This is a genomic window from Streptomyces pratensis (assembly GCF_037137275.1).
GTDB classification, from domain to species: Bacteria; Actinomycetota; Actinomycetes; order Streptomycetales; family Streptomycetaceae; genus Streptomyces; species Streptomyces pratensis_B.
Genome location: NZ_JBBBEN010000085.1, coordinates 197,081 through 222,359 on the forward strand (window position 1 = coordinate 197,081; position 25,279 = coordinate 222,359).

A 25,279-nucleotide genomic window follows, 5' to 3' on the forward strand; every position below is an offset into this window, starting at 1 on the left:
GCGCAGCGGACGGGACCGCACTCGCCGAGACCGCCCCGGCCGGGACCACGCCCACCGGAACCAGCACCTTGGGGGCCGCCCCCACCGGCGTTCAGCCCCAGGTGCTCTCCCTCGTCGACGCCGACCCCGACGAGGCCTACGGCGACTGGGTGCCGTTCGACCCGCCCGCCGAAGGGGCCCCGCCCTCCGTGGACCGCGAGTGGGTCACGGTCGACGGCATCCGCTTCCGCGACAGTGACGTGGACAGCCGCCCGCTGGTCGGCGCCGACCGCCGCTTCGAGGGCCGCGAGTCGATGCCGGACGACGGCCGCAGGCGGCTGCGGGAGCGGAGGCTGCGCCGGTGGTGGGAGATGCGCGAGCGCACCCACGTCCTCCGCGTCGGCGACACCTACCACCCGGTCGCCGCCGAGGAGACCGCCCCCGACCCCGAGGCGGCCGTCTACACCTTCCACGCCCACGGCGTGCCCGGCGGCCTGAAGCTCGTCCACCGGGACGGCCGGGTGCTGCTGCTGGGGGCCGAGGACGGCGGCCGCTACGTCGGAGGGCTGCCCGAGGTGGTCGCCCGGGCGGCCGGGGACGAACTGCACGTCGCCAGTTGCTACGGCGGCGTCGCGGGCGACCCTCTGCGTGCCCAGCCCCTGACCCGGCCCGCGCCGCCCGTCGAGGACCCGCTGGAGGAGGTGGCGCTCGCCCAGCACGCCGCCAACCACAGCCGCCGCACCACCACCGCCGCCACCGGGCGCACCGGCTACAACGACACCGTCCGGCTGCTGGCCGCGACGCCCGACGGCACCCTGGCGCGGATGGAGACCTTCAGGCCCGAACCGGTGGACGCGACGGCGCAGGTGGCCGCGTCCGCCGGGCTGCGCCCGCCGGCCCACTCCTCGGGCGTCGCCGCCTGGGACGACGAGGGGCCGCGCGCGCTGCGGCTCGTCCGGGCGCTGCGGCAGGTCTTCGGCGACGACGTCGAGGCCGACAGAGGGGTTCCCGGCGGCCGGTACGAGCGGCTGCTGCGCGGCATCGGCGCGCTGGAGACCCTGCGGGCGAACGACCCGGAACTGGCCGCACGCACGCCGTTGCGCCGGGAACTGTGGGAGCTGCTCGCGGCGCCCGCCGACGGGTCCCGGCCGACACCGGCCGCGTACGAGGCCGTGCTCGGGCGGGCCCTGTCCGCACCGTCGGACGCCCCCCTCACCCGGGTGTGGGACCCGCCCGCCCTGCGGACCGCGCTGGACCGGCTCGCCGCCGACGGCGACGCCGCCGTACGGTCGGTGCTGCGGCAGCCCGCCGGCCCGCTCGGCCCCCGTGACCACGCCCGCGCGCTGTGGGCGATGACCGGCGCCGTCCGGCTGCTGGACGCCCGGCCCGCCGCGGAGCGCGAGGCGCTGGGGCGTACGGCGCTGCACCTGCCCGCGACCGCGCCGTGGGACGCGGCGGCAGAAACCCTGCTGCGGACCCTGACCGAACAGGCCCTCGCCGCCGGACGCGACCTGGCTCACTCAGGTGATCTGGCCGTCTTCCACCTGGAGACCCTGGGCGCTTTCGCCGAAGCGGGCCGCGTCCGTAGGCCCGACGGCACCCTCCAGGGCCGTAACTGGGGGGCCGTACCCACCCCCCGGGGGCTTGACCCGGTCCGGCTCTCCGAGGGCGGGGCCAGGCCGGATGAGGGCCTCGCCCCTTCGCGGTTCGCCCCGTGGGCCGGGGAGGGGGCCTCGGCCCCGTGGTTCGTGTACGCGGAGACGGAGGGCGCCGACTCCGTGGTCCTGCGGCTCCCCGGGGGCGCCGTCCACATCCCGCCGAGGGAATTCGTCGCCCTCCTGGAGTCCGACCCGGAACTGCCCCTGACCGCTCATCACCGTCCGCTGGTGCTCCTGGCGTCAGGCCCGGGCATCGCTCAGGAGGACCTCCTGCGGGAGCTCGCGCTGCGGACCGACCGGACCGTCTGGAGCTACGACGGACCGCTCCTGCTCTCCCAAGGGGACGGGACAGGACCCGGCCGGCTGGCCACCCTGCCGCGCCCGGCGGCCGGAGCGGACCCTGCCGCGCCCGCCACCTGGCGCCGGACCCGGCCCCGCATTCCGTCCGTCACCGACCCGTCCGTCCCCACCTCGACCGCCCACGCCGCGACCGCCCCCGCCGAGTGGAGCGCGCTTCCGGCCCCCGGCGGCCGCGCCGCGACTCCGCCGGAAACACCCCTGCCCTACTCGGCGGACGGGCCGTTCGACGAGCGGTTCGCCGAGACGCTCGACGCCTTCCCGAGGGTCGTCTCCACCGAGCGGCACACCATATGGGGCTACGGCCAGGACGATCCGGACCTCCACGTGTTCGTGGCCGAGATCCCGTCGCTCGGCCTGCGCGGGGAGTACAACCCCGACGGTCCGTCCGCCGGAGGCGTCACCGACCTGGCCGGACGCATCCACACCCGGGGCCCGGCCTGGGACTGGTACCTGCCCGGGCGTGGACTCGTCGCCTCCTCCCGCCTGCTGACGGAGGAGGGCCCGGCGGACCGACCGGACCCCTCGCCCGTGCCGGTCGGCTGGCCCGCCACCGGCCCGGTCGCCCCGACCCCTCCCGTCGATCCGGCCACGGTCGCGGCGGACCCCGCCGCGCTGGCGGGCAGCCCCCTGCCCGAGGCCCTGTGGCGCGACCACGACGGCCCGTTGTACCGCTTCAGCCCGGACGGGCCAGAGCGGGTCTTCGCCGAGGGACTCAAGCCGTACGGCCCCGAGATGGTGTCGGTCATCGACCATGTCTACGGCGGCAGCGCGCTCGTGCCGGACACGGTCTTCGCGAGCACGACCGCGAACCGGAACTACGTGCGCGACAGCGCCCGCGCCAACCCGCTGGGCGCCCCCGCCCTCTTCCGTCGGTACCGCTGGCGCTACGACATCGACGCGCCCGGCGGGATCGATGTGAACGCGACCCTGGGCCTGGCCTCGCCCTTCCCCGACCAGGAGGAAGTACTCTTTCCGGGCGGCGTCGGGCGCCGGTACATCCGCGGCGCGCAGCCGATGACACACGGTGTCCCGGTCGGACCGTACATCGCCAACCCGCACTACGTCGCCGGCCCGCCGTCCGCGCCGGCCGTCGAGGACACGGACTTCGCGGGCCCGGGGGAGCCTGCCGGCCCACCGGTCCTCGAATCCTTCCCGGCCCTGTCGCTGGACACGGGCGAAGAGGAGGGCTCGGGCGGGGAAGGGCATACGGAGGCGGACGACGACCCGAGGCCGCTCCTGTCGCGGGACGACTCGGACGACGACTCGGACGACGGCCTGGGCGACGACCCGGACGACGCCCCTGGGCCACCGCCGGCCTCGCCCACCGCCACCGGTCCCGCCCCGGCCGGCGACGCCGCCCCCGCCTGGGTCCTGGCACGCGTCCGCTACGCGCGGGAAGCCCTGCACTTCGAACGACGGCTGGCCGACCACCTGGGCGAGCACGCGCTCGTCAACGCGGAGTTCGGCAAGGTCGCGCGGGCGTTCTGGCACATCGCCCTCCACAACCGCACGGACTACCGGCTGTTCGGCAGCGACAGCGGGGAGGACGGCGGCGCCGTCGGAACCTCGTACGAGAACCTCGCGCGGGTGGTGGAGTCGGGCAACCTGCGCGAGCGCGTGACGTTCCTGTTCAACGGTGTCGCCAGCAACCTCGTCCCGTACCTCATGGGAGGCGTGGAGCCCCAGCATCCGGTGATCGGCGTGGAGCGCCGCGACCGCCACCCCAGTGAGCAGCTGAGGCGTTACGAGCGCGAGATGGCCGAACTCCACGCGGCGGAGCTGGACCCGGAGGACGAGGCCCAGGAGAGTGAGGAGCTGGAGGCGATGCTGCGGACCCCCTTGCGGCCCCACGAGGTCCGGCCCGCGCTGAGCCCGGCCGAGCGACGCCTCGCGGTCCGGGAGGGAACCCTGTTGTGGTCGCCCGCCGGTCAGTTGCACACCCTGCCGATGTCCGCCGACTTCCAGGGCCGCTCCGAGGACTCCGGTGGCCTGGTGCTGACCGGCACCTCGGGCAGTGCCTACCGCATCGTCACCCACGTGGCCAGGCTGAAGCGGCTTGCCGGTGTGCCCGTGGACCTCGGTCTGATCCGGGCCGGACTGGTGAGCGTGCTGGTGGGGGTGGGCCATCACAGCTTCCACGAGGTGATGACCGGGGCGCAGCACGCCCTGGACGACATCGACCCCACGGCGGCCTCGGTCTACGTGAACAACTGGGGCCGGTACTGGGACGTCCACCCGCTGACGGAGGAGGAGCTGCGCGCCTCCGTCGCCCGAGAGGGCCTGTTCCCCGACGAACACGCCCGGGCGCTGCTGTCGTTCCTCCACGCGCGCGACGCCGGCGAAACAGCCGATCGGCCCGGCGACCGGGCAGCCGACCGGCCGGACGGGGGCGGGGCATGACGACGGCCCGGACCGGCACCGCACATCCGTACGGCACCACAGTCTGGAGTGACCTGCATGCCGGCTTCTGACGGACCCCCCGGTGGCGTCCGGGAGCTGTACGCCGCTCTCCTCGCGGAGACGGCTGGAGCGCCCGTGCCCGGCGCTCCCGCCCGCTTCCCGCGCGCCTCCGCCGGGCCCCTGGCCCGCACGCCCGTGACCGTCGCGGCAGGAGAACCGGACTTCCCGGCGCCGCCGGCGGACATCGTCGCGGCGGCCCGCCGCGCGCCCGGCCACTGGCTGTCGGTGACCGACCGGCACTGGCTCGGCGAGAGCGACGACGAACCCGCGCCCCCGTGGGCCGTACTCGGCCGCTGGCGCAGCGACGAGCGGGGCGGGATCGTCGCGTGGGAGGCCAACGCGGACTACCGGCCGTCGCCCGCCGCGCTCGGATGGGCCCCGCCCGTCAGCGACGCCGACGCCGCCGTCCACCTCGCCGCCACCGGGTACGGCCCGGACGCCGACGTCGCCGAGGCCCTCGCGGAGGCGGGGACCGTCGCCGTGTGCGTGGCCGAGGACGGGCAGCCCGCGTGGACACGGGCCCCCGGCGGAACCCAGGCGGTGCCGGTCTTCCCGGCGTCGCCGCAGGCGCGGGCGGACCGCCTGCCCGCCCATGTGATGATGAGGCTTCCCGAACTCCTCCACCGGCTGCCGCCCGGCCGGGACGTGCTGTTCCTCAGCCCGTCCGCCCCGGCCGCCCTGCTCGTCCGTGCGGACGAGATCCGGGCACGGTGGGAGGAGGCGACGGGCGAGCGGTCGCCGGGGGACCCGACGCGGCCCACTGGCGGCCCGAGCACGGAATCAGGCACCCGAAGTGAATGAGGACGCGATGAGTGAGTCCGGCGCCGAGCCCTCCGCCTCCCCTCTGGACCCCCCGCCTCCCGAGGAGTTCGTCCAGGCCGCCAGACTGGCCCCCGACCACTGGTTCTATCTGCCGGACCCCGCCTGGCGGGGGGAGGGCCCGCCGCCGGAATGGGCCGTGGTCGGCCAGTGGCGTTCGGACTCCGCGGGCGTGATCGTCGCGTGGGAGGACAACGAGGACTACCGGCCGTCGCCGGAGGCGATGGGGTGGCCCGAGCCCGCCGACGAGGTGGACCGCGCCGTCCAACTCGCCACGACCGGATACGGTCCCGCGCAGGACGTCACCGCGGCGCTGGCCCGGGCCGAGGTCGCGGTGCCGGTCACCGCGGCCGGCGAGCCGGTGAGCGCGTCGGCGCCCGACGGCACGGCGGTGGTCCCCGTCTACACCTCTCCGCGCTACCTCCAGGGCATCGGGAGACTGGGGTACGTACGGCTGCCGGTCACGGATCTGCTCACCCGCATTCCCCCCGGGCACAGCCTGTGCCTCAACAGCTCGGCCCCGGTCAGCATGGTGCTGGCCACGGAAGGGCTCGCGGACGTGCTGGCGGAAGCGGCGGAGGAGACCGCCGACCTCGACCGGTAGGCGGCCGGAGCCCTTGCCCGTGGATCGTCCGGGAGACGGGGGTCGTCCGCTCTCGTCGGACGTCGGCCATGGGCCGTGGTGGGGGGACCGGGGTGGGGGGACCGGGGGAGACGAGGGTGGACTGCCCGAGGCGACCGTCCAGGTGTGGACGCTCGCCGCAAGGCCGCGTCACCGACCTCCGCCGGGCCCGAACTAACCGTCCGCTGCACCCCCGGGCTGGAACCCACGATCAGCGAACTGGCCTCTCTCACCCGCGACGAGCGTGGGCGCCGAGGGCCGTGACGCCTTCCGTGAAGCGGTCGGTGAGCTGCGCGGTCTCGGCTGCCTCACTCCGGACGCCACCACGGCCTCCGGTGTGGGGGCGCCCGGTTGTCGATCTCGCGCCGGCCGCGGAGGCCTGTCTCATCCCGCGGCGTCACGGCCTCGGCCTGTTCACGGACGGGAGCTGACCGCCCCTGCCGGGCCGGCGGGGCCTGTGTCCTCGCGGTCCGCGGGAACGGCAGCGCTCGGAGGCCGTGCGGCCTCGTACGCGGTCCGCCCTCACGGAAACGTGCTGCGAGTCCGGAAGAACCGAAGCGTGTGCTGCCCAGGCGTCAAGCCCCGTGGCTCCCCCCTGCCGGGAAGTCGCAGACCGAGGCCAGGAAGGCGGGCGCGACCATATAGGGGTTGTCCTGCCCGCCGATCACCTCGACGAGGACCGCCTCGCCGACGTCTTCGAGCACCCGGATCTCGTTGCCGGTCCAAACCGTCAGACCGTTGCCGTCGTCGCCGTCGGCGGTGACGGTGAAGACCTCGTCGGGCGTGGCCCCGGCCCGCTTCTTCTGCATCCTCCGCAGCTTCTTGTGCGTCGCGGCTACACCGGCCTCGGCACCCCGAAAGGAGAGGTAGCCGAGCACGGCCACGCCGGCGAACAGCACGCCCGGGCCACCGACCTGCTTCGCGGTCGTCGTCATCCACTGGTAGCCGCCGAGATTCCCCACCCTGGTCTCCTCCTGGTCGATGGTCCGGCGAAATTACCATCGGGGCGGTCGTCCGGCTCCTGCCTGTACCCGCCGCGGACGGAAGCGCCCGCCGGGGGCGTACGACCGTCACCCGGTCACGCCGAACAGCACGCGCGGCCCTTTTGTCGAGCATCTGTGGTGGAGGGCCTCGCGTTCGAGGGATGTGGGGAGGCTTTCGCAGGGCGCGCGGTCCGCACAGCAGCCGTGCGGTCGCCGGTGGCCGAGGCCGGCCGCTCGGCGCGGTACTCGCCGAACTCGGCGGTCCCGTCGCTCCTCAGCCGCCCGGCTCCGGCTGAGGGGGCTCGGGGGAGAGGGCGTTCCGTTCTGTGAGTCCAGCCGCCTTCTTCCGCTACAGCACGAGCACCCTAAGGTTGGCGTCATGAGCAGATGGACGGAGATGACCGGCAGAGCGACCGGGGAGGACTACGCCGCACGATTCGCGACCCTCGCCCGCAGTGGCAAGGACGTGCACGGCGAGGCGCGCTTCTGCGCAGCTCTCGTGCCCGCCGGAGCGCGGGTGCTGGACGCCGGGTGCGGCACCGGACGCGTCATGATCCGGCTCGCGGAGCTCGGCTACGACTGCGTCGGCGTGGATCTCGACGCCTCGATGCTGGCGGTGGCACGGAAGCAGGCGCCCCGGCTGCCCTGGTTCCAGGTCGATCTGGCCGAGTTCGAGCCGTCCCTGCTCGGCATCGCGGAAGGCTTCGACCTGGTCGTCGCCGCCGGTAACATCTTCCCGCTGCTGGCTCCCGGTACCGAGGCCGCGGTGGTGGAGCGCCTGTCCGCGGCGCTGCGTCCGGGCGGTCTGCTGGTCGCCGGATTCGGCTTGGACGAAGCCCACCTGCCGGTCCCGCCCAGCCTCACGCTGGCGGACTACGACGACTGCTGCGCCGCGGTCGGCCTCAGCCTCGTCGACCGGTTCGCCACCTGGGATGCCGACCCGTACGACGGCGGGGGCTATGCCGTCAGCGTCCACCGTAGGTCTCGAAACCCGGGGCCGTGAGGCGAAGTACCCGCTGAGCAGCGCTTCCTGACCTACCCTGGGCCCTGGGGGAGGCCATGGGCTCGAAGCGTGCACTGATCAGACAACTGGGCGACAGAGTCCGGGACTTCCGTAACGGGGAGGCGCCCGAGGCCGTGCTCGACGAGGCCGGGGTCGCGTGCGCCTCTGAGCTCATGGCCAGGATGGGCGGGACGCTGGAGGAGGTTCGGGACGAGGACGCCGAACTCCTGCACACCGTCGCCGCGTACTACTGGGCACGATCCCTCGCTCAGAGCGAACCCTCGCTCTCGGCTGCCGAACTCGCGACGGCGATGCAGGCCTTCGGTCTGCTGTACCTGGTCGATCACCGTCGTGTGCCCCGGGAGCTGTGGGCGCAGCTCACAGAGGAGACCGGCCACGACCCGTGGCGGGACCCCGTGGACCACGCGAGCGATCTCGTGCTGGACGTCGACGAGGGCGGGGACCCGGCCGTGCTCGACGAGGCGGTGGACCTGCTGCGGGGTGTCGCCTCAAGCGCCTACCGTGACACCGCACTCGGCCTGGCTCTCGGACGGCGGGCTCAGGTGGCCGGCCGTCCGGCGGCCCTCCGCCTGCACGACGCGGACCACGGCGTCGTGCTGCTCACCGGCGTGGCCGCGCTGGCCGATGAGTCGCAGAGGCGTCGGGCGCGTCGTCGGCTCACTCTCTCCCGGGCGCACATCCAGCGCTTCGCTCTGACCGCAGAACACGCCGACCTGGCCGCGGCCGAGGCCGCCGCGCGATCGGCGTTCGCGGAGGCCCCGGAGGGCTCTGCCGATCGGGCCGACGCGGCGGAGGGCCTCGGTCTGTGTCTCGGTCGCTGGGCCGAGGCGGCCCTGCCCGAGAAGGACGCCGCCCGCCTTCGTGAGGCGGTTTCGTGGCTGCGGCTGGCGGTGGACCTCAGGACGGCCTCGGGACGGGACCCCCAGCGGGCGAACCTCCGCAAGGCGATGGGGTTGCTCCTCGAGCTCACGGCGTCGCCCGAGGAGGAGCGGACGGAGGAGCGGACGGAGGAGAAGCGGGAGGAGAAGCGGGAGGAAACGGCGCCTTCCGAGCCGTCGGAGGCGGTACGCCAGGCACGTGACCTCGCAGGACTGGGCTCGAAGATCATTGCTCGGATCGTCCCGGAGGCCGAAGCCGTCCGGCAGGTCGTGGACCCGGCCTTCGTGCTCTCGCAGGAGGCCGTCGTCTCCGTGGTGGCCGGCGCCCTGCGGATCATCGCATCGGGGACGCCGCGGGAGGTCGTGCCCGTCCTCACCCTCACGCTGGAGGCAGCGTCCGTCCGCTGGGGGACGCCACGGGGAGGCCCCTGGTGGTGGGCGGCCGACGCCTATGTCGAGGCCGCGCGGCTGAGTCTGGTCGAACGCCCCGACGGGCGGCTGTTCCAGCGCGCCCACGACGTCGTGCGCACGCAGATCGCCGCGCTGCGCGCTGCTCCCGGGGAGGACGCCGCGGAAGAACTCGCCGAGACCCTCTTCGCCGCCGGACTGCTGCACCTCAGCCCCTACTTCGGTGAACTGCCGGGACTGGACTTCACCAGCGGACTGGGCCTCTGGGAAGAACGCCGCAGGCGGCAGGAGTCCCTCCATCCGGGCGACCCCGCACACACCTCGGCTCCGGACATGCCGCCGCCCCCGGACGCGGCGGCGGCCGCCGTCACCTATCTCCGGGAATCCGCAGGCCTCGCGTCGGGACACCTGCTGGGGCGGGTCCTCAAGGCCTTGGCGGAGGCGTTGTCCTTCCTGGCCGGCATGCGGGACGAGTCGTACGACCAGGAGGTCCTGAGCGCCTCCCGCAAGGCGTTCGACGTTCTCGACCCGCGTCGCGACCCGCTGGCGCGCCTCTACGTCCTGCGGATTCTCCAGCGCTGCGGCGAACTGGCCCTGCCCGGCGACCTCACCGCCGTACTCCCCGTGCCCCTCGCGGTGATCAGGGAGCGGCAGGGCCTCCATGAGGCGTCCTGCGTCTTCGCGGAGGCGCTCACCCTGGCCATGGAGGCCCGTCACCTCGGCCTCCAGGCCCGTCTGCTGGCCGCGGCCGACGAAGAACTGCCGTACCTCACCATGGACTCCCACCGCCGGCTGCGCTGGTCGAGTCAGGTGCACTGCCTCGTCGGGAACCAGCTGGCCTGCGCACCGGGGGCGGCGGAAGCAGGCCGGCTCGCCGACCGGGTGCGCTCCGTCGCGGAAGCCGACGCGTGGTCCGCCGAGCAACGGGCGGCGACACTCCTCCATCTCGCGGCGCACGCGGACCCCCGGCAGGAGGGCGATGCCGGCCGCGAACTCATCGACGAGGCACGGCGGTCGGCGCCCGCTCTCTTCCGGCGCCACGCCGACGCGCTCGTCTACCTCGACGCACTGTTGGCCCACGACTCGGGTGCGCATGCCCGAGCGGAAGGGCAGCCGGACACCGCCGCGGCTCGTTTCGCCGCCGCGGCCTTCGCGTTCGCCGGGTGCCGGCAGACCGATCTCGCTCTTGCGGCCCTCGACGCCGGGCTGGGATGCGTGGAGGAGGCCGAGGGGCCGGCGGCCGAGCGGGCCGCCATCGCGCTGATCCCGGCCTCCGTGTTCCTGCGCCGGACCGCGGACGAGACCGTGGGCTGGAAGCTGCACGGCCTCTACCAGTCACTGGCCCTGAGGATGAGCGGCCCCACCGTCAACCTGTCGGTGATGTCCGGTGTCCACCAGGCCGCCAAGGGCATGGACTTCACCATCGCGTCGGGAAGCCCGGGCGCCCTGGAGTTCTCCCCGCGCCTGCACGGCATCCTGGACCGTGCACGGCTCGCCGAGACGCGGCTGCCCGGGCCCCTGCCCGATTTCGAGCTGCCCGGCGGAGCCGAGACGGCCATGCTGTACTACCTGGGATCGGGCGAGGCCGAACCGGACGTCGACGCCGAGGCCGAAGTGCGCAACCTCCAGCGCGCCGCCGACCGCTGGGTCAGCGGGGAGCTGCGCTCGGCACGGAACCCGCGGTCGCTGCCCCTCTTGCGGGTCGACGAGATCCAGGAGTTGCTTCCTCCGGACACGGTGCTGCTCTCGCTGTTCCTGGGGCAGGCCGGCCATCCGGCCTCCGCCCGCCCTGTCATGGCGCTGCAGGGGATGGCGATGACGCGGGAGGAGACGGCCCACCGCACCATGGTGTTCCCGGCGTACGAGGGCGCGCTGTTCAGGGTGTCCAAGGCCGGTCACACACTGCACGTGTCGCCCGCCGCGATCCAGGTCGCCCAGTTGCGCCGGGAAGTCACCGCTGACCCCCTGCACCGGGAGGTCTCGCGCGTGGCGGCCCGGACACTCGCCGATGACTCCCGCTCCTACCTGGCCGGGTTCACCGAGTCGCTGCCCTCCTGGTTCGCCCGGGGCAAGACCCACCTGTGCGTCTGGCCCCACGGGCCCCTGCACTACCTCCCCTTCCACCTGCTGTCCGCTGACGACCGGCTGCTGGCCGACGACTGGATCGTCACCCAGGTGCCCAGCCTCTCGTTCCTGGGCCGGCCCGCGCCCCTCCCGCCCCCTCACCGCGGACTGGCGGCCTTCGCGTACGACAGCGCGGGCACGCACACCCTGGAGGCCCACACCGCACGGGTCGCCGCCTCGATGGGCGGCACAGCGCCGGTCCTGGGCGCCGACGCCACCCCCCGCCGTTTCCTGGCAGCGCTGTCCGAGGCCCGCTACGTCCATGTGGCGGCCCACGGGGCGCACAACGAGTGGGCGCCCTGGCACCACTGTCTGTTCCTGGCGCCGGATGCGGAACGGGGCGAGGACGGCCGGGTCTTCGCCCACGACGTCCTCGGCGTCGATCTGCGTGGCGTCGAACTCGTCACGATGAGCGCGTGCGAGTCGGCCCTCGGCCGGTTCGACGTCAACGACAACCTGCACGGCCTCCCCGCCGCCTTCCTCCAGGCGGGGGCCGCCGCCATCGTGGGCTGCCTCTGGCCCGTTCCCCCGGATGTGGCCACGGCCTTCTTCGGCGCCCTGTACGAACACCTCGCCCGCTCCGCGGGGCGGCGGGCCGCGTTCCGTGCGGCCCAGACCACGACCCGCGCCCGCTACCCCGCCTATCGGGACTGGGGCGCGTTCTGCTTCATCGGGGACTGGCGTCCCGCTACCGACCACTCAGACGGAGTCACCGAATGATCCACGCCGACCGGCCGGCCGAGGCCCGAGCAGCGACCTCTCACGACCTCACGCTCGTCCCGGCTCTTCTCCTCCAAGGGCCCGCCCTCCAACCCGCGCTGACAGGCAGGATCTCGTTGGGGGCCCCGGTCGTGCGCCCGCTGAGCGGTGTACAGGCCGCCGAGGGCGACGGTGACTGGGGAGGTTTCCTGGAGTCGCAGTCCGCCCACTACGACTACCTGCTCCTCAGCCTCGTCTGCTCCTTCCGCCCTTCGCCCGAGGGAGCCCCGTTCACGGACGCGGGCATCGGCATCCGCCTGGAGGCGCCGGGCCAGCCGGTCGAGCGGCAGCCCATCGCCTGGTCGATCTCACCGAAGAAGCGGACCGTGCCCGTCGCACCCTCCGGATCGCTGGCGCTGACCGCCAACCTCATGTTCATCGACGCGGGTGTGGAGTTCACGCCGCACGAGGGCGGACGCGAGGAGCTTTTCGTGGTCGGCATGGGCGAACGCGACTGCGACCCCGAGTGGAGATTCACCGCCACCCCGGACACCCCGCTGGTCGGGGACGAGGCACTCGCCCTGGTCGTCCGCACCCCCGCCGGCGCACCGGCGCAGGCCCACATCACGGTGGCCGCCACGGTCAGGCAGCGCCGTTTCGGCCTGATCCCGTACCGGGCGGAGCTTCCGCCAGCCCTGCGGGCCATCGACCTTCGTGAAGCCGCCCCCGCCGGGCCCGTGACGGGGCCGGCACCGGGCGCCTGAGGGCGGCGTGGGGGAAGGGGCCCGTGCGGCCCCTTCGGAAGTGCACTGGAGGGGCCGCCGAAGCGCTCTCGTGTGGGCCTGAGCGTGCTCAGCTCTCGTGCTCGGTGGCGCGGCTGTCGGGCAGCAGTGCGCGGATGTCCGCCGGCAGCGCTCCGGCCACGTGCTCCATCAGCTCCGGAGCGAGCGCGGCGTCGAGCACCTCCAGCACTGCGGCGGCCTCACGGACGGCCGCCATCTCGTCCGTCCCGGCACGACCGGCGATCCGCCCGGCGAAGGCGGTCAGGTCGAACCGCTCGGCCGACCCCGGCAGGCCGGGGTCGCGGGCGTCCGTCGTCTCTCGTACGGATGCGGCCAGCTCGCTGGGCAGTTGGGCGGTCATATGCTCCGCGAGCCCGTGCGGAAGCCGCTCGGCGAGCGTGGTCAGCACTGCCCGCGTCACCCGCTCGGCGGGCCCCCGGCCCGGGAGCTGGGCCAAGGCCTGTACCTTCCCGATCATCTCGTCATGCTGCACGACACGGACATCCTTTCTGGACCCCTGTGCGCCGGGGGCCTCCGGCGCACAGGAACGTTGGCGGGCGCTCGCGGCAGGCGTCGACCGGTGGCGGTCGCACGTCGGACGCCGCCGGGCCGGGCAGGTGCTCACGCGCGTCAGGGGAGAGCCCCGCCCGGGCCGGCGGCCGCCCGGCTGCGTGCCGACGAGACCCGGATTACTTCTCGTATGTGGACAGGGCCAACCCGAGGCCGAAGAACGTGGGCGCCCACTCCCCGACGAAGATGCCCCAGCGGTCGGCCCTCTCCTCGCCCTTCTTCTCCACTCCGAGCGAAGCGCACCAGGAGAGGACGGACAGGCCGATGGAGGCGAAGCCGGCGGCGTAGGCGTGCTCGGCCCGGATACCGGACTCGTGCAGTCTCTTGACGATCATCAGGGGCTCGCTTTCTTGGAGGAGAAGGCTTTCGCCTCCTATCTGAGGCCACTGTCCCGCCGGCGGCGACCCGGCTCGTGCAGTCGGGTCAATCCCAGCACCTGGCAGGGGCACCGGAGGCGTCTGTTCACCCCGGCAGCGGCGGCCGCTTCCACCGGCTGGCCCCTGGGCGACTCCGCTCCCCGCGCCGCGAGCGGGACCGAGTCGGCCGGGGAGAAGGGGGGAGGGCGGAGCCGGGCCCAGGAAGGGGCCGGCCTCCGAGCGGCCCCGGTCGCACGGAAGCACGGCCCCGGTGGTGCCTCGTGCCCGCCTTGTTTGGTCTGTCCGGCCGGGGATACACGGCCGTGGCATCAGTCAGTCACGCAGGAGAAGAAGGGGAACTTCCTCATGGGCCACCAAGGAGATGTCATCGCGGAACTCACCACCGACCACCGCGAGGTCGACCAGCTGTTCGGGAAGATCGAGGCGCTGCCTCCGGGGGACGAACAGCGCAAGACCTATGCCGACCAGGCCGTGATCGAACTGGTGCGGCACTCGGTCGCGGAGGAGGCGTACCTGTACCCGGCCGTCCGCCGGCTCCTGCCGGACGGGGACACGATCGCCGACAAGGAGATCGAAGAGCACGCGGAGGCCGAGCGGACCATGAAGGAGCTCGAAGGCGCGGACGCCGGTCAGCAGGAGTTCGACCGGCTCATCAGCAAGCTGATGACCGAGATCCGCTCCCATGTGCAGGACGAGGAGGACACCCTGTTCCCGCAGCTGCGGGCCGTCGCCTCACAGGACGAGCTGATGAAGCTGGGCGATCAGGTGCGCACGGCCAAGAAGACCGCGCCGACCCGCCCGCATCCCTCCGCGCCGGACACCCCGCCGGCCAACAAGCTGCTCGCTCCCGGCGTCGGCATGGTCGACCGTGTCAGGGACGCCCTGTCGGGACGCGGCAAGGACTGACACCGCCCCGGCTCCGTGGGCCCGGCTCCCGTCGCCCCGCGGTGTGCCCGGACGTCTCCGAGCGCGCCTGACGACAGCGGCTCACCAGACGCCGGCTGCTGCGCACTGGCGGGTGGTTTCGGCTTCGAGAAGGGCCGCCACGAGGTGCCCATGACCTGGGCAGAGGCCGGTCCGCTGCCCGCCGTACGGGACGCGGAGGACTCGACGCTCCTCCTCACGGACGGCTTCAGCTGCCGGACCCGGGCCGCCCGGGCAGGAACCGGCCGCACCCCGCCGCACCTCGCGGAGGCGCCGGCGGCACCCTCCACGGCTCCAACGGCCTTGGGAGCGATACCGGTGGTCGCGGTCGGCCCGTGCCGCGAGAAGGGCCGCACGGGTTGGAAGAGTCGTGAAGCTTGCCTGGGCCCGTGCGGCCTGCTCCCAGCCTGCCCTCTCCGGGGTCTCCCGTGCACGCTTCGGCGAGTCACTCGAAGAGCTCGCCGAAGTGGGGCAGGCCACCCGTGATTCGGCGCTGCGTGAGCGGCGGGGCGGGGACCACAGGCGGGCAGCCGGCACCGGGCCCAAGCAGCGCCAGCTCTTCACCGATCGGCTCGTGGCCACGCTGGTGAACGTGCGGCTGGGGCTGGCTCACGCTGCGATCGCCGAGCTGTACGGCGTGGATCGCTCCACGGTCTCCGGTGCGATCCGCGAGGTCCGCCCACTGCTGGCGGCCCGGGGCTTCGCGGTTCCGGGCCCCCCGGGCTGCGGCTGCGCACACTGGAGGACGTGTTCGCGTACGCCGACACTGAAGGCGTCGACCTGCGCATCGACGGCACCGAAGTTCAGGTCTGCCGCCCGCGCCCGGGTCGCCCCAGCCGCAGGGCGTTCGAACTCTGGCAAGAGGAAGCAGAACACCATCAAGACCACTACGTTCAGCGATGCCCAGGGCCGTACGCTGTTCAGCGGGGCGGACCGGCCGGGCCGGATGCATGACCAGACGGCCGTGCGCACCGAGGGCATTGCCGAGCAGTTCCGGCAGCACTCGAGCTGCATCGGGATCTGCGGAAGATTCGCCAGGACTTCAGCCTCGCGACGCCGTGTTCGACGGGTGCTCGTGCTGCGGCCAGTGCCTGATTGCGGGACCTTTCGGTGAGGGTGAGTTCCTGCAGAGGTCTGCGTTCGACGCCGGTGGCCGGCCATGGGCCGACACTCTGGTAGGCGAGGTCGGCCAGGATGGGATCGCCTTGGCGTTCGTAGATCCGGATGATTCGGTGGGTGCGGGCGGCGGTCAGGTCGTGGGTATGGCCCGGCAGGGAGGGCGAGAGCCACAGCAGTCGGCCGCCGGGGTCGGTGACGACCTCCACGTTCACGCCGTGGGCCGGTGTTTGTGGGAGTAGTCGGCTCGCCTGTCGCCGACCGGTCGCACTCGGCGAGGGTGCCGTCGAGCAGGATGAAGTCGGGTTCGTGCTCGCGCAGCGTCTTCAGCAGGCCCGGTGCGCGTGCGGCGAGCAGGTCGATGACCGAGCTGGTGTAGGCGTGGGCGGCGGACTCGCTGATTCCGAACCCGGCGGCGATCTTCGCGAGTGTGGTGTGTTCGCGCAGGTACACCAGTGCCACCATCGCACGCTGGGACGGACGGAGCTTGCAGCGCCGAACGAGGCCCCCGAGCAACGTGATGGAGACGTCAGACATCTCGATCAACAGCCCGGGGGCCTCGTCCGTTGCGCTTCACGGCCCATCACTCGATCGGTGGCCAACTCGAAGAAGTTCACTCATAGGTCACGCGGGTCAAGCCCCCAGGCTTGAGGGCTGTGCCTACACAGGTGGGGCGACTATGGCCTCGGATTGATTCGCGCGCCGAAGCGCGTCGGCGACGAATCCGCTGGCTTTCAGCTCCTCGACGAGGTCCCGGAGGAACTGGACGGTCTCGGGCCGTCGGGTCGTGGTCGTGCCCACCGCCTGCTGGATCTGCATGAACCGACCCTCGAGCAGTCGGACTTCGGGATGCGTCGCGACAAACTCGTTCATCGGTTGCCTGATGCCGGCCGCGACCTCCAGGCCCTGAGTGCGGAACTCGTCGACTCCTTCCTCTCCGCGCACGATGCTCGCGTGCTGAAGGGTGCGGGAGAGGAAGAGGTCGTAGGCAGACCCACGCTTCACGCCGATACGCACGCCTGCGCGGTCGACGTCAGCAGCCGTGGTGAGTGCTGAGTCGTGCGGCACGGCGAACACGCCCTCGATGACGACGTACGGTGCAGTGAAGGCGACTTCAGCCTCACGCGCGGGCTCGATGGCCATGAAGCACATGTCGGCCTGGCCCGCTGTCATCGCCTCGTACGACTTTCGTGCCGCGTCGAAGCAGACGAGTTCTACCGGCACATCCAGCCGCACGCCAACCTCACGCGCGATGTCGACCGTGACGCCGGTCGGCGCCGTTGGCGTGCCCTGGGCCAGTACCGGATTTCCCAGGTTGATCGAGGCCCGCAACACGTCACTCGGCGCCAGGTCCTTGGTGATTGCACTGGTCACGATCATGGAGCGAAGTTTATGACACGCCTTGCGGCCGGATACCAGCATGCCTTGAACTCAATCGTTCCCAAGGTCGTAAGGCCGGTCCCGAGCGTCCTTCCCCGCCGGGAGCACGCCCCCGGCGGGCGTAGCGGCCGCCCCGTAAGGCCGCACGCCGACCGTGACCCAGATGGGCAGCCCACGGTCCCCGAGGCCGCCTGGCGGGCCAGACAGGCAAGTCGTAGCCGTACTCACCGGCCGCGACGTCGGCGGCGCCCATCTGCCGCAGGTCCGGGGCACAGTCGGAGAAGACGGCCTCCCCGGCCGGGCGAGGCGGGGCGCCCACCGGGCACGTCACTTCTCCTTCTCGGTGCTGTCGTGCTTCCCGGCCCCGGGCCGGTCGTCGCGGTGCCGGGTGCCCGGCAGCATCTCCTGCACCTTCGCCTTGATGCCCTGCCGGACCATCGAACCGCGGTCGCTGTCGCCCTGGAGGACGGCCGAGGCGGCGGACGTGATCTGGTCCAGGGAGGCGTGCGGCGGGATGGGCGGTACGGCCGGGTCGGTCCGGAAGTCGATGACGAACGGGCGGTCGGCGGCGAGCGCCCGGTCCCACGCGGCTTCCACGTGCTTGGGCTTCTCCACCCGCACCCCGTCCAGGCCCATGTGCCGGGCGATCTCCGCGTAGGGCAGATCCGGGATGTGCTGGGACTCCTCGAACTGCGGGGCGCCGGACATGGCCCGCATCTCCCAGGTGACCTGGTTGAGGTCGCGGTTGTTCAGCACGGCCACGATCAGTCGCGGGTCCGACCACTCGTGGTGGTACTTCGCCGCGGTGACCATCTCCATCATCCCGTTCATCTGCATGGCTCCGTCTCCGACCAGCGCGATGGCCGGCCGGTCGGGATGGGCGAACTTGGCGCCGATGGCGTACGGCACACCGGGCCCCATCGTCGCCAGCGTCCCGGACAGGGAGCCGCGCATGTGCCCGCGCAGCCGCAGATGCCTGGCGTACCAGTTGGCGGCGGAGCCGGAGTCGGCGGTGAGGATGACGTCGTCGGGCAGCTTGCCGTCGAGGGCGTGGACGACGTACTCGGGATTGAGCGGGTCGGCGTCCACGGCGGCGCGGCGTTGCATGACCTCCCACCAGCGGGCCACGTTCTCCTCGACCTTGTCCCGCCAGGCGCGGCTCTCCTTGCGGTGCAGGCGCGGAAGCAGCCGCTGCAGGGTCTCCTGCGCGTCACCGACGAGGTTCACCTCGAAGGGGTAGCGCAGACCGATCATGTGTGGATCGATGTCGATCTGGACCGCCCGCGCCTGGTCCAGCTCGGGCAGGAACTGGCTGTAGGGGAAGCTGGAACCGATCATCAGCAGGGTGTCGCACTCCTGCATCAACTCGTAGGAGGGACGGGTGCCCAGCAGCCCGATGGAGCCGGTCACATAGGGCAGGTCGTCGGGGAGGGCGTCCTTGCCCAGCAGCGCCTTGGCCACCCCGGCGCCGAGCACGTCCGCCAGCCGCTCCACCTCCGCCCGCGCGCCCCGCGCTCCCTGCCCGATCAGGACGGCGACCTTCTCTCCGGCGTTCAGCACCTCTGCGGCGCGCCGGATGTCCTCGTCGGCCGGCACCGGGGCATAGCGGCTCAGGCCCATGCTGGAGGGCACCATCTTGAACGCGTGCGTCGGCGGGCTGTACTCCAGCTCCTGGACGTCCGCGGGCAGGATGACCGCCGTGACGGTGCGTTTGGCGTACGCGGTGCGCATCGCCCGGTCGATCAGGTTCGGCAGCTGCTCCGGCACCATCGCCGTCTCGCAGAACTCCGACGCGACATCCTTGTAGAGGCTCTGCAGATCCACTTCCTGCTGGTAGGAGCCGCCCATGGCGCTGCGGTTCGTCTGCCCCACGAGCGCCACCACGGGGACGTGGTCCAGCTTGGCGTCGTAGAGGCCGTTCAGCAGGTGGATCGCGCCGGGGCCCGACGTGGCGGCGCACACGCCCACCTTGCCGGAGAACTTGGCGTATCCGACGGCCTGGAAGGCGGCCATCTCCTCATGGCGCGCCTGGACGAACTTCGGCTTGTTCTTCGCCCGCCCCCAAGCCGCCAGCAGGCCGTTGATGCCGTCGCCCGCGTAGGAGAAGACATGGTCCACGTCCCATTCGCGCAACCGCTGGAGGACGTAGTCGGACACCTTCGTGCTGGCCATGAGAGCTCCGTTTCTGGTCTGGCTGCCGTGCGGTCTCAACTGGGCCCTCCTCCATGTGGTCGCAAAGGCCCGGGGCGGCAGGGCCTCCTCTGGGTATCCGTGTGCGCCCGGGGGAAACGTCGGGCTTCCCTCGAGGCGGCCCTGTCCGTGCCGGAACGGCCCCGGGACACGTACGGGTGCGGCCCCGGGCCCCGAACGGCCGCCGCCGGCGCGGTTGATCCGTGCGGTGCTGATTCACGGGCCGCCCAGCGTGGTGGACGCGTCGCGGGACGCGTCGCCGTGATGCTCGGACGGGCGTCGGCCGGGCGGCCGAGGGAGTGCGGGATCGGTCCGCTCGCGGCTTTTCACCCGGCCGCGCGTGGGTACGCGGTGCCACCGTACGCACAGCGAGGACGAAACCGTACGCAGAGCGAGGACGAAGGAGTGGCCGCAGATGGCAGCAGCGGACGACGCGCCGACGGGTCCGTGGGCGGCCGGCCCACCGGCCCATGCCGCTTCCCGCGGGCCCGGCGTCCCGGCGGGCGGTGACCCGCGATGAGCGGGTTCACGTCCGCCCTGACCCTGACGGGCGTGGCCCTCCTCGCCGTGGCCGGCGTGTACGGGGCCGCCCGGGCGCTGCGGGTCTCGCCCGACCCGGTGCCCGCACAGCCCTTCGGTTCGGGGAGGGAACCGGTCGAGCACGCGGTCAGCCGGTTCCACGTGCGCTGGTACACGGTGACGATGATCTTCCTCGCCTTCGACATGGAGATGGTCTTCATGTACCCGTGGACGCTGGTCGTCTCGGCGATGGGGACCGGCGCGGTGGTCGAGATGTTCGTCTTCCTCGCCGTCCTGCTCACCGGCGTCGTCTACGCGTGGCGGGAGGGGGCGCTGCGGTGGACGTGAGGGCCGCCCTGCTGCGCGCGGCCGCCGCCCGGCCGCGCGTCCTGCTCGTCACCACACCGGGCGGAACGCCCGCGCGGCTGGCCGCGGAGAGGGAACTGCGTCTGCGCGACTGGCCGTCGGCCTCGACGCCCGCCGGGGCCGATCTGCTGTTTGTGGCGGGCCCCGAGCACCCGCCCCTGCGCCCGGCCCTGGAGCGGCTCTGGCAGGACATGCCGCAGCCTCGCGCGCGGGCCCACGCGGCCGAGGCCGACGACGTGCCGTCACGGCTCGACGTCGGCCGCGCCCGGCTGGCCTCGCCGCACCGGCAGCGGAGCGACGCCGTCCGGCATGCCCCGGAGGGCCTGTCTCCCGGCGGCCCGGGGGCGGAGCACGGGGCACGGGCGGCGAGCCCCGGCGGAGCAGACGACGGCGGAGCCGGGAGCGGACACGGCAGCGGCCATGGGCACGGGCACGACGGCGGCCCGCCCGGCGGCGGCGACGGGGAGGGGCACGGCGGCCATGGGCACGGGGACACGGAGATGCCCGGAGGGCTGCCGATGGCGGAACAGGGCCCGGACCGCGACGGACTGGCGCTGGACCGCCTGCACGTGCCCCTGGGCCCCTTCCTGGCCGACTGGCCCGCGGGGCTGGGCGTGCGCGTGGTGATGCAGGGCGACGTCGTCCAGCGGGCGGAACTCGACGAGCCGCCCGCTGACGGGACGGCGCGTCCCTTCTGGGCCCGGCCGTGGGTCCGGGCGGCCGCGGGCGAGCCGGTGAGCGTCGGGGAGGCCGCCCGCCGACGGGCGGCAGCGCACCTGGACAGCCTGGGGCGGCTGCTGGCGGTCGCCGGATGGCCGGCCGGCGCGGTGACGGCCCAGCGACTGCGGGACGACCTTCTGGGGCAGGCGTCCGCTGCTGCGCTCCTGCCGCGCACGCGGCGATTCGCCCGGCGGGTCGGACGGTCGCGGACCCTGTACTGGCTGACGCGCGGCATCGGTCCGGTGAGCGCCGCTGCCGCGGAGGCCGCGGGCGTGAGCGGTCCCGCCGCCCGGGCGGACGGGGACGTGCCGGCCCGCTATCGGCAGTGGCTTGCCGACGTGCTGCTCGACGTGGGCCGGCTTGACTGCGCCGACCCTCTCGATCCGGTGGCCCTCCAGAGCCCGCGGGGCCGCTGGGACGCCGCCCGTCCGCCCTCTGCCGCCCTGGCCGCACTGCTGCCGGGTCTGCTGGTGGGGGCCGAGCTGGGGGCGGCCCGGCTGATCGTCGCCGGCCTCGACCCGGACCCGGACGAGTGGGCCGCCTGCCCGGCGTGGACGGCCCATGGGTGAGGCGGGCGCGTGGTGGGTGGTGCCGGCCGCCCCGGCGGTGCTGCTGGGGCTGGCGCTGCTGGCCGTGACCGGACACGCGGCCCTGGAGGCCCGTGCCGCCGGTCGGCCGGTGACCCTCGCCGCCGCTGCCCGGCCCCTGCTCGCCGTGGCGCGGGCGCTGGTGGCGCAGCCACGGCGGCTGCCCGCCGCGGACCGGCTGCTGTGGCGGGCGGGCGTGGTCACCGTGCCGGTGGCCGCGGTCCTCTCGACGCTGGTGATCCCCTTCGGCGACCACGTGATCGCCGACCTGTCCATCGGGGTGGTGTGGTTCAACGCCATGGAGGTGCTCACCTGGGCGGGGCTGTGGCTCGCCGGGTGGGGCCCGAACGCCGCGTTCTCGCTGGTCGGCGGCTACCGCTACCTCGCCCAGGGGCTGGCGTACGAACTGCCGCTGATGTTCGCCCTGATCTCGGCCGCCACGGGCGCCCGGTCGCTGAGCGTCACGGACATCGCGGACGCCCAGCACGGCCTCTGGTACGCGGTGTGGATGCCGTTCGCCTTCGTCACCTATCTGGCGGGCGTGCTCGCCTTCAGCTTTCTGGGGCCGTTCGCCTACCCGGCGGGCCGGGACATCGCCGGCGGAGTCCTGGGGGAGACCACCGGCGTCGACCGGCTGTTGCTCCAGGCCGGACGGTGGCTGTGGCTGGCGGCCGGCGCGGCGATGGCCGTGCCGTTGTTCCTGGGCGGCGGCGCCGGGCCGTGGCTGCCGGCCTGGGCCTGGTCGCTGGTCAAGTCGCTGGCGGTGCTGGCCCTGCTGGTGGGAGCGGTGAGAAGACTGCCGACGCTGCGCGCCGACCGGTACGTGGAGGCGGCCTGGGTGGTGCTCCTGCCTCTGGCCGTCGCCCAGGTCCTGGTGCCGGCGTTGGTCAACCTCTAGGAAAGGACGGCGTCATGGGCGTCATGAGCACGGTGCTGCTGTGGGTGCTGGGGCTGTGCGCCCTGGCCTTCGGCGTTCTGGTGTTCACGCTGGACTCGATGGCCCGCGCCACCTTCGCCCTGCTGGCCGCACTGGTCTGCACCGGGGGAGTGGTGACCGTGCTGGGTCTGCCCTATCTGGGTGTCGTCATCGTGCTGATGATGGTCATGGAGATGGTGATCATGGCCGTGTTCATGATCGCTTACATGATGAACCCGGCCGGTCTGATGCCCATGTCGATGCTGCACAACAAGCGCGGCGCGGCGGCCGTCAGCGGTGCCGTGTTCGCCGCGCTGGTCGCCGGGGTCTTCCTGGTCCCCTGGCCGGACCGCGCAGGGGCCCGGCCAGGGGACACGACGTTCCAGGTCGGCATGGCGCTGATGGGCGAGCAGATGCTGACCATGGTCATCCTCGGGTTCGTGCTGCTGGCCACCATGGTCGGCGCGACCGTGCTCGCCACCCGGAGAGGCCGTTACGACCGCTTCGGCGACGACCTCGACCAGCGGCCGGCCAGGGACCCGGCCGGCGGTGGAGTGGGCCGATGACGTTCGAACTCCTCCTGGTCCTCGCCGCGGGGCTGTTCTGCACCGGCCTGTTCGGCGCCCTCTCCCAGCAGTCCATCGTCATGATCATGATGGGCATCGAGCTGATGATCGGCGGCGTCATCGTCGCCGCCGCCGACTTCTGGCACTTCCTGGCACCGGGCTCGGCCAGCGGCCAGGTCGTCGTCGTGGCCGCGGTGGTGGCGATGGCCGTGGAGATGGCCATGGGCTTCGCCGTCACCACCGCCCTCTACCGCGCCCGAGGCATCGACATGACCGACATGGCCAAAGACCTGAAGGGGTGAACGGCTTGGTCTGGCTGCTGGTCGCCCTCCCCCTGGGCGGCGGATCGGTGCTCGTTCTCACCGGGCGCCGCTGCCCGCGGGCGGTCCCAGCCCTGGGCGTGGCGGTGGCGGTGGTGACGCTGGGCGTGGCCGTCGCCGCGGCGGTGGCCCGCCCGGCGGCCGGCGCACCGCTGTTCACCGGGGCGCGGGCGGGGCTCGCGGTGGACGGCCTGTCCGCGGTGATGGCGGTCACCGTCGCCGCCGTCACCACGGCCGTGCTCCTCTCCGCGCTGGGGGAGGGCGCCCCCGCAGGGAACCGCGGCCGGTTCTTCGGGCTGATGCTCGTCTTCGCCGGCGCGATGCTGGTCGCCGTCACGGCGACCACGCTGCCGCTGCTGCTGATGGGCTGGGAGGTGATGGGCGCCACCAGCTGGGCGTTGATCGGCCACCAGTGGCAGGACCCCGCACGGACACGGGCCGCCGGCGTCGCGTTCCTCACCACCCGCACCGCTGACCTCGGCCTCTACCTGGCCGCGGGCGCCGCTCTCGCCGGGCAGGCCGGCTCACTGGACCTGGCCGCCCTGCCGCTGACCGGCTCCCCGTGGCTGCACGCCGTCACCGCGGGCGTCATCGCGGCGGCTCTCGGCAAGAGCGCCCAACTGCCCTTCTCCTTCTGGCTGTCCGGGGCCATGCGGGGCCCGAGCGCCGTCTCGGCGCTGCTGCACTCCGCGACGATGGTCGCCGCAGGCGCGTACCTGCTGCTGCGTCTCCACCCGCTGTTGGCGGCCACCGGCTGGGCCGGCCCGCTGGTCGCCTGGACCGGCGCCGTAACCGCGCTGGTCCTGGGCGTGGTCGCCGTGGCGCAGACCGACCTCAAGCAACTGCTCGCCGCCTCCACATCCGCCCAGATCGGCTTCATGGTGCTGGCCGCCGGCAGCGGCGGCACCGCCGCCGGCACCGCCCAGCTCGTCGCGCACGCCGCCACCAAGTCGGGCCTGTTCCTCGCCGCGGGGGCCTGGCTGACGGCGCTGGGAACCAAGCGGTTGTCCGCCCTGCGCGGAGCCGCCCGCTCCTACCCGCTCGTCGGGGCCGCCTTCACCGTCGGCGCGCTCACCCTGGCGGGACTGCCACCGCTGTCGCTGTGGGCGGCCAAGGACGAGGTCCTCGCCGCCGCCCGTGCCGAGGGGACCGGACCGTACGCCGTGGGACTGGCCGCGGCGGCCGTCGCCGCCGCGTACAGCGTCAAGGCCGTCCACTACGTCACCCGCCCCCTCCCCGAGGAGGCGGAGTCGGGATACGACACCGAGCGCCGGGGCACCCGGCGGATCTGCGCCGCGACGCCCCCGCCGCTGCTCGCGCTCACGCTGGCCGCCGCCGTCCTCGGAGTGCTGGCCCTGCCCGGCCCCGCCTCCTGGTGGGAGCGGCTGACCGGCGACCAGGGGGCCGTGTCCCCCCAGCCGTGGGAGTACGGCCTGTCCGCGGGCGTCGCCGTCGGAGCCGCCGCGCTGGCCTGGTGGGGGGCTTCCCGCCCGGGGCTCGCGCCGCGCGCCGCCGTGGGCTGGGCCCACGGCTGGCTGCACTTGGAGCGGGCCGCACACTTTCTCGTGGTCCGCCCCGTGCTCGGCCTGGCGCGGGCGCTCGCCCACATCGACGACCGGGTCGTCGCCGGTGCCGTACGGGCGGCCGGCCGCGGGGGACTGACGGCGTCCCGGTTCGCCCGTCGCCTGGACGACCGGGGCGCTGACCGCGCCGTGCGGCAGACCGCCCGCGGCACGACCGCCGCCGCCCGGCTCGCCCGCCGGGTGGAGGACGACGGCGTCGACTCCGCCGTACGCGCGATCGCCTCTGGGGCCCGGAACCTGGGCCGCTGGGCGCGTCGCCCGCAGACCGGACTGCTCCACCAGTACTACGCCCAGGCCGCCGTCGGCTTCGTCGTGCTGGTCCTGATCATCCTGTTGGTGAGGTAACCCC

Annotated in this window: 19 protein-coding genes and 1 pseudogene (1 of these 20 only partly in view); 14 read left to right on the forward strand and 6 right to left on the reverse strand. The window is 73.4% G+C overall.

The window, feature by feature from the left end; translation table 11 throughout:
* The 3 genes in view from V9U70_RS12515 to V9U70_RS12525 are tightly spaced (at most 57 nt apart) and all read left to right on the forward strand, a layout consistent with a single transcriptional unit that may run on beyond the window.
* Positions 1–4,397 carry the 3' end of a lonely Cys domain-containing protein gene (locus V9U70_RS12515; protein WP_336674767.1) on the forward strand. Its footprint begins 24,913 nt before the window's first position, so only the last 4,397 of its 29,310 coding nucleotides appear in the window; its start codon lies beyond the left edge, outside the window; it ends in the stop codon at positions 4,395–4,397.
* A 57-nt stretch (positions 4,398–4,454) separates the two neighbouring features.
* Entirely contained in the window at positions 4,455–5,258 is an 804-nt protein-coding gene (locus tag V9U70_RS12520) for a type VII secretion system-associated protein (protein ID WP_336674769.1), read from the forward strand.
* Between the two features lie 7 nt (positions 5,259–5,265).
* Positions 5,266–5,880 carry a type VII secretion system-associated protein gene (locus V9U70_RS12525; RefSeq protein WP_336674771.1) on the forward strand — a complete coding sequence of 205 codons (615 nt, stop codon included), beginning with the start codon at positions 5,266–5,268 and terminating at the stop codon, positions 5,878–5,880.
* A 593-nt stretch (positions 5,881–6,473) separates the two neighbouring features.
* Here the strand turns inward: V9U70_RS12525 and V9U70_RS12530 are convergent.
* On the reverse strand, positions 6,474–6,860 hold the full coding sequence (locus V9U70_RS12530) for a hypothetical protein (RefSeq protein WP_336674772.1): 387 nt from the start codon (positions 6,858–6,860) through the stop codon (positions 6,474–6,476).
* A gap of 400 nt (positions 6,861–7,260) precedes the next feature.
* On the opposite strand from V9U70_RS12530, the gene V9U70_RS12535 reads away from it, so the two are divergent.
* The 3 genes from V9U70_RS12535 to V9U70_RS12545 are packed head-to-tail and all read left to right on the forward strand — an operon-like array spanning position 7,261 to position 12,778.
* The gene (locus tag V9U70_RS12535; RefSeq protein ID WP_336674774.1) at positions 7,261–7,884 is read left to right on the forward strand and encodes a class I SAM-dependent methyltransferase; all 624 of its coding nucleotides are present in this window, start codon (positions 7,261–7,263) and stop codon (positions 7,882–7,884) included.
* Between the two features lie 56 nt (positions 7,885–7,940).
* Entirely contained in the window at positions 7,941–12,035 is a 4,095-nt protein-coding gene (locus V9U70_RS12540; RefSeq protein ID WP_336674776.1) for a CHAT domain-containing protein, read from the forward strand.
* On the forward strand, positions 12,032–12,778 hold the full coding sequence (locus V9U70_RS12545) for a hypothetical protein (RefSeq protein ID WP_336674778.1): 747 nt from the start codon (positions 12,032–12,034) through the stop codon (positions 12,776–12,778). Before V9U70_RS12540 ends, V9U70_RS12545 begins: the two co-directional genes overlap by 4 nt.
* An 88-nt stretch (positions 12,779–12,866) precedes the next feature.
* Here the strand turns inward: V9U70_RS12545 and V9U70_RS12550 are convergent, their stop codons facing one another.
* Complete coding sequence (locus V9U70_RS12550) at positions 12,867–13,289, reverse strand: DUF2267 domain-containing protein (protein ID WP_336674780.1); 423 nt, start codon at positions 13,287–13,289, stop codon at positions 12,867–12,869.
* Between the two features lie 196 nt (positions 13,290–13,485).
* On the reverse strand, positions 13,486–13,701 hold the full coding sequence (locus tag V9U70_RS12555; RefSeq protein ID WP_336674782.1) for a hypothetical protein: 216 nt from the start codon (positions 13,699–13,701) through the stop codon (positions 13,486–13,488).
* 387 nt (positions 13,702–14,088) lie between these two features.
* On the opposite strand from V9U70_RS12555, the gene V9U70_RS12560 reads away from it, so the two are divergent.
* The gene (locus V9U70_RS12560) at positions 14,089–14,649 is read left to right on the forward strand and encodes a hemerythrin domain-containing protein (RefSeq protein WP_336674784.1); all 561 of its coding nucleotides are present in this window, start codon (positions 14,089–14,091) and stop codon (positions 14,647–14,649) included.
* A 592-nt stretch (positions 14,650–15,241) separates the two neighbouring features.
* Positions 15,242–15,781, forward strand: a complete 540-nt coding sequence (locus V9U70_RS12570; protein WP_336674979.1) for a transposase family protein — start codon at positions 15,242–15,244, stop codon at positions 15,779–15,781.
* Here the strand turns inward: V9U70_RS12570 and V9U70_RS12575 are convergent.
* The 3 genes and pseudogenes from V9U70_RS12575 to V9U70_RS12585 form a co-directional block, all read right to left on the reverse strand.
* Positions 15,675–16,320: pseudogene (locus V9U70_RS12575) on the reverse strand (transposase); the annotation flags it as partial. The gene V9U70_RS12570 and the pseudogene V9U70_RS12575 sit on opposite strands and share 107 nt — an antisense overlap.
* Positions 16,321–16,443: 123 nt before the next feature.
* A complete protein-coding gene (locus V9U70_RS12580) occupies positions 16,444–17,163 on the reverse strand; it encodes a transporter substrate-binding domain-containing protein (RefSeq protein ID WP_336674786.1) in 720 nt (239 codons plus the stop codon).
* A 327-nt stretch (positions 17,164–17,490) separates the two neighbouring features.
* Positions 17,491–19,335 (reverse strand): thiamine pyrophosphate-requiring protein, encoded by a 1,845-nt coding sequence (locus V9U70_RS12585; RefSeq protein ID WP_336674788.1) that lies wholly within the window; start codon positions 19,333–19,335, stop codon positions 17,491–17,493.
* 534 nt (positions 19,336–19,869) lie between these two features.
* On the opposite strand from V9U70_RS12585, the gene V9U70_RS12590 reads away from it, so the two are divergent.
* From V9U70_RS12590 to V9U70_RS12615, 6 genes are read left to right on the forward strand one after another with little or no spacing between them, the layout of a single operon-like run.
* Positions 19,870–20,220, forward strand: a complete 351-nt coding sequence (locus V9U70_RS12590) for an NADH-quinone oxidoreductase subunit A (protein WP_336674790.1) — start codon at positions 19,870–19,872, stop codon at positions 20,218–20,220.
* A complete protein-coding gene (locus tag V9U70_RS12595; protein WP_336674792.1) occupies positions 20,211–21,527 on the forward strand; it encodes a hypothetical protein in 1,317 nt (438 codons plus the stop codon). Before V9U70_RS12590 ends, V9U70_RS12595 begins: the two co-directional genes overlap by 10 nt.
* On the forward strand, positions 21,520–22,443 hold the full coding sequence (locus tag V9U70_RS12600) for a complex I subunit 1 family protein (RefSeq protein WP_336674794.1): 924 nt from the start codon (positions 21,520–21,522) through the stop codon (positions 22,441–22,443). The genes V9U70_RS12595 and V9U70_RS12600 overlap by 8 nt, the downstream gene beginning before the upstream one ends.
* Positions 22,444–22,457: 14 nt before the next feature.
* Positions 22,458–23,027 carry an NADH-quinone oxidoreductase subunit J family protein gene (locus V9U70_RS12605; RefSeq protein WP_419723972.1) on the forward strand — a complete coding sequence of 190 codons (570 nt, stop codon included), beginning with the start codon at positions 22,458–22,460 and terminating at the stop codon, positions 23,025–23,027.
* Positions 23,024–23,329, forward strand: coding sequence for an NADH-quinone oxidoreductase subunit NuoK (locus V9U70_RS12610; protein ID WP_336674796.1), 306 nt, complete (start codon positions 23,024–23,026; stop codon positions 23,327–23,329). The genes V9U70_RS12605 and V9U70_RS12610 overlap by 4 nt, the downstream gene beginning before the upstream one ends.
* On the forward strand, positions 23,326–25,275 hold the full coding sequence (locus V9U70_RS12615; protein WP_336674798.1) for a proton-conducting transporter transmembrane domain-containing protein: 1,950 nt from the start codon (positions 23,326–23,328) through the stop codon (positions 25,273–25,275). The genes V9U70_RS12610 and V9U70_RS12615 overlap by 4 nt, the downstream gene beginning before the upstream one ends.
* The last annotated feature ends 4 nt before the right edge of the window (positions 25,276–25,279 follow it).

Coding starts and splice junctions, on each gene's coding strand:
- V9U70_RS12520 (WP_336674769.1), top strand. CDS start 4,455: ATGCCGGCTTCTGACGGACCCCCCGGTGGCGTCCGGGAGCTGTACGCC.
- V9U70_RS12525 (WP_336674771.1), top strand. CDS start 5,266: ATGAGTGAGTCCGGCGCCGAGCCCTCCGCCTCCCCTCTGGACCCCCCG.
- V9U70_RS12535 (WP_336674774.1), top strand. CDS start 7,261: ATGAGCAGATGGACGGAGATGACCGGCAGAGCGACCGGGGAGGACTAC.
- V9U70_RS12540 (WP_336674776.1), top strand. CDS start 7,941: ATGGGCTCGAAGCGTGCACTGATCAGACAACTGGGCGACAGAGTCCGG.
- V9U70_RS12545 (WP_336674778.1), top strand. CDS start 12,032: ATGATCCACGCCGACCGGCCGGCCGAGGCCCGAGCAGCGACCTCTCAC.
- V9U70_RS12555 (WP_336674782.1), bottom strand. CDS start 13,701: ATGATCGTCAAGAGACTGCACGAGTCCGGTATCCGGGCCGAGCACGCC.
- V9U70_RS12560 (WP_336674784.1), top strand. CDS start 14,089: ATGGGCCACCAAGGAGATGTCATCGCGGAACTCACCACCGACCACCGC.
- V9U70_RS12580 (WP_336674786.1), bottom strand. CDS start 17,163: ATGATCGTGACCAGTGCAATCACCAAGGACCTGGCGCCGAGTGACGTG.
- V9U70_RS12585 (WP_336674788.1), bottom strand. CDS start 19,335: ATGGCCAGCACGAAGGTGTCCGACTACGTCCTCCAGCGGTTGCGCGAA.
- V9U70_RS12590 (WP_336674790.1), top strand. CDS start 19,870: ATGAGCGGGTTCACGTCCGCCCTGACCCTGACGGGCGTGGCCCTCCTC.
- V9U70_RS12600 (WP_336674794.1), top strand. CDS start 21,520: ATGGGTGAGGCGGGCGCGTGGTGGGTGGTGCCGGCCGCCCCGGCGGTG.
- V9U70_RS12605 (WP_419723972.1), top strand. CDS start 22,458: ATGGGCGTCATGAGCACGGTGCTGCTGTGGGTGCTGGGGCTGTGCGCC.
- V9U70_RS12610 (WP_336674796.1), top strand. CDS start 23,024: ATGACGTTCGAACTCCTCCTGGTCCTCGCCGCGGGGCTGTTCTGCACC.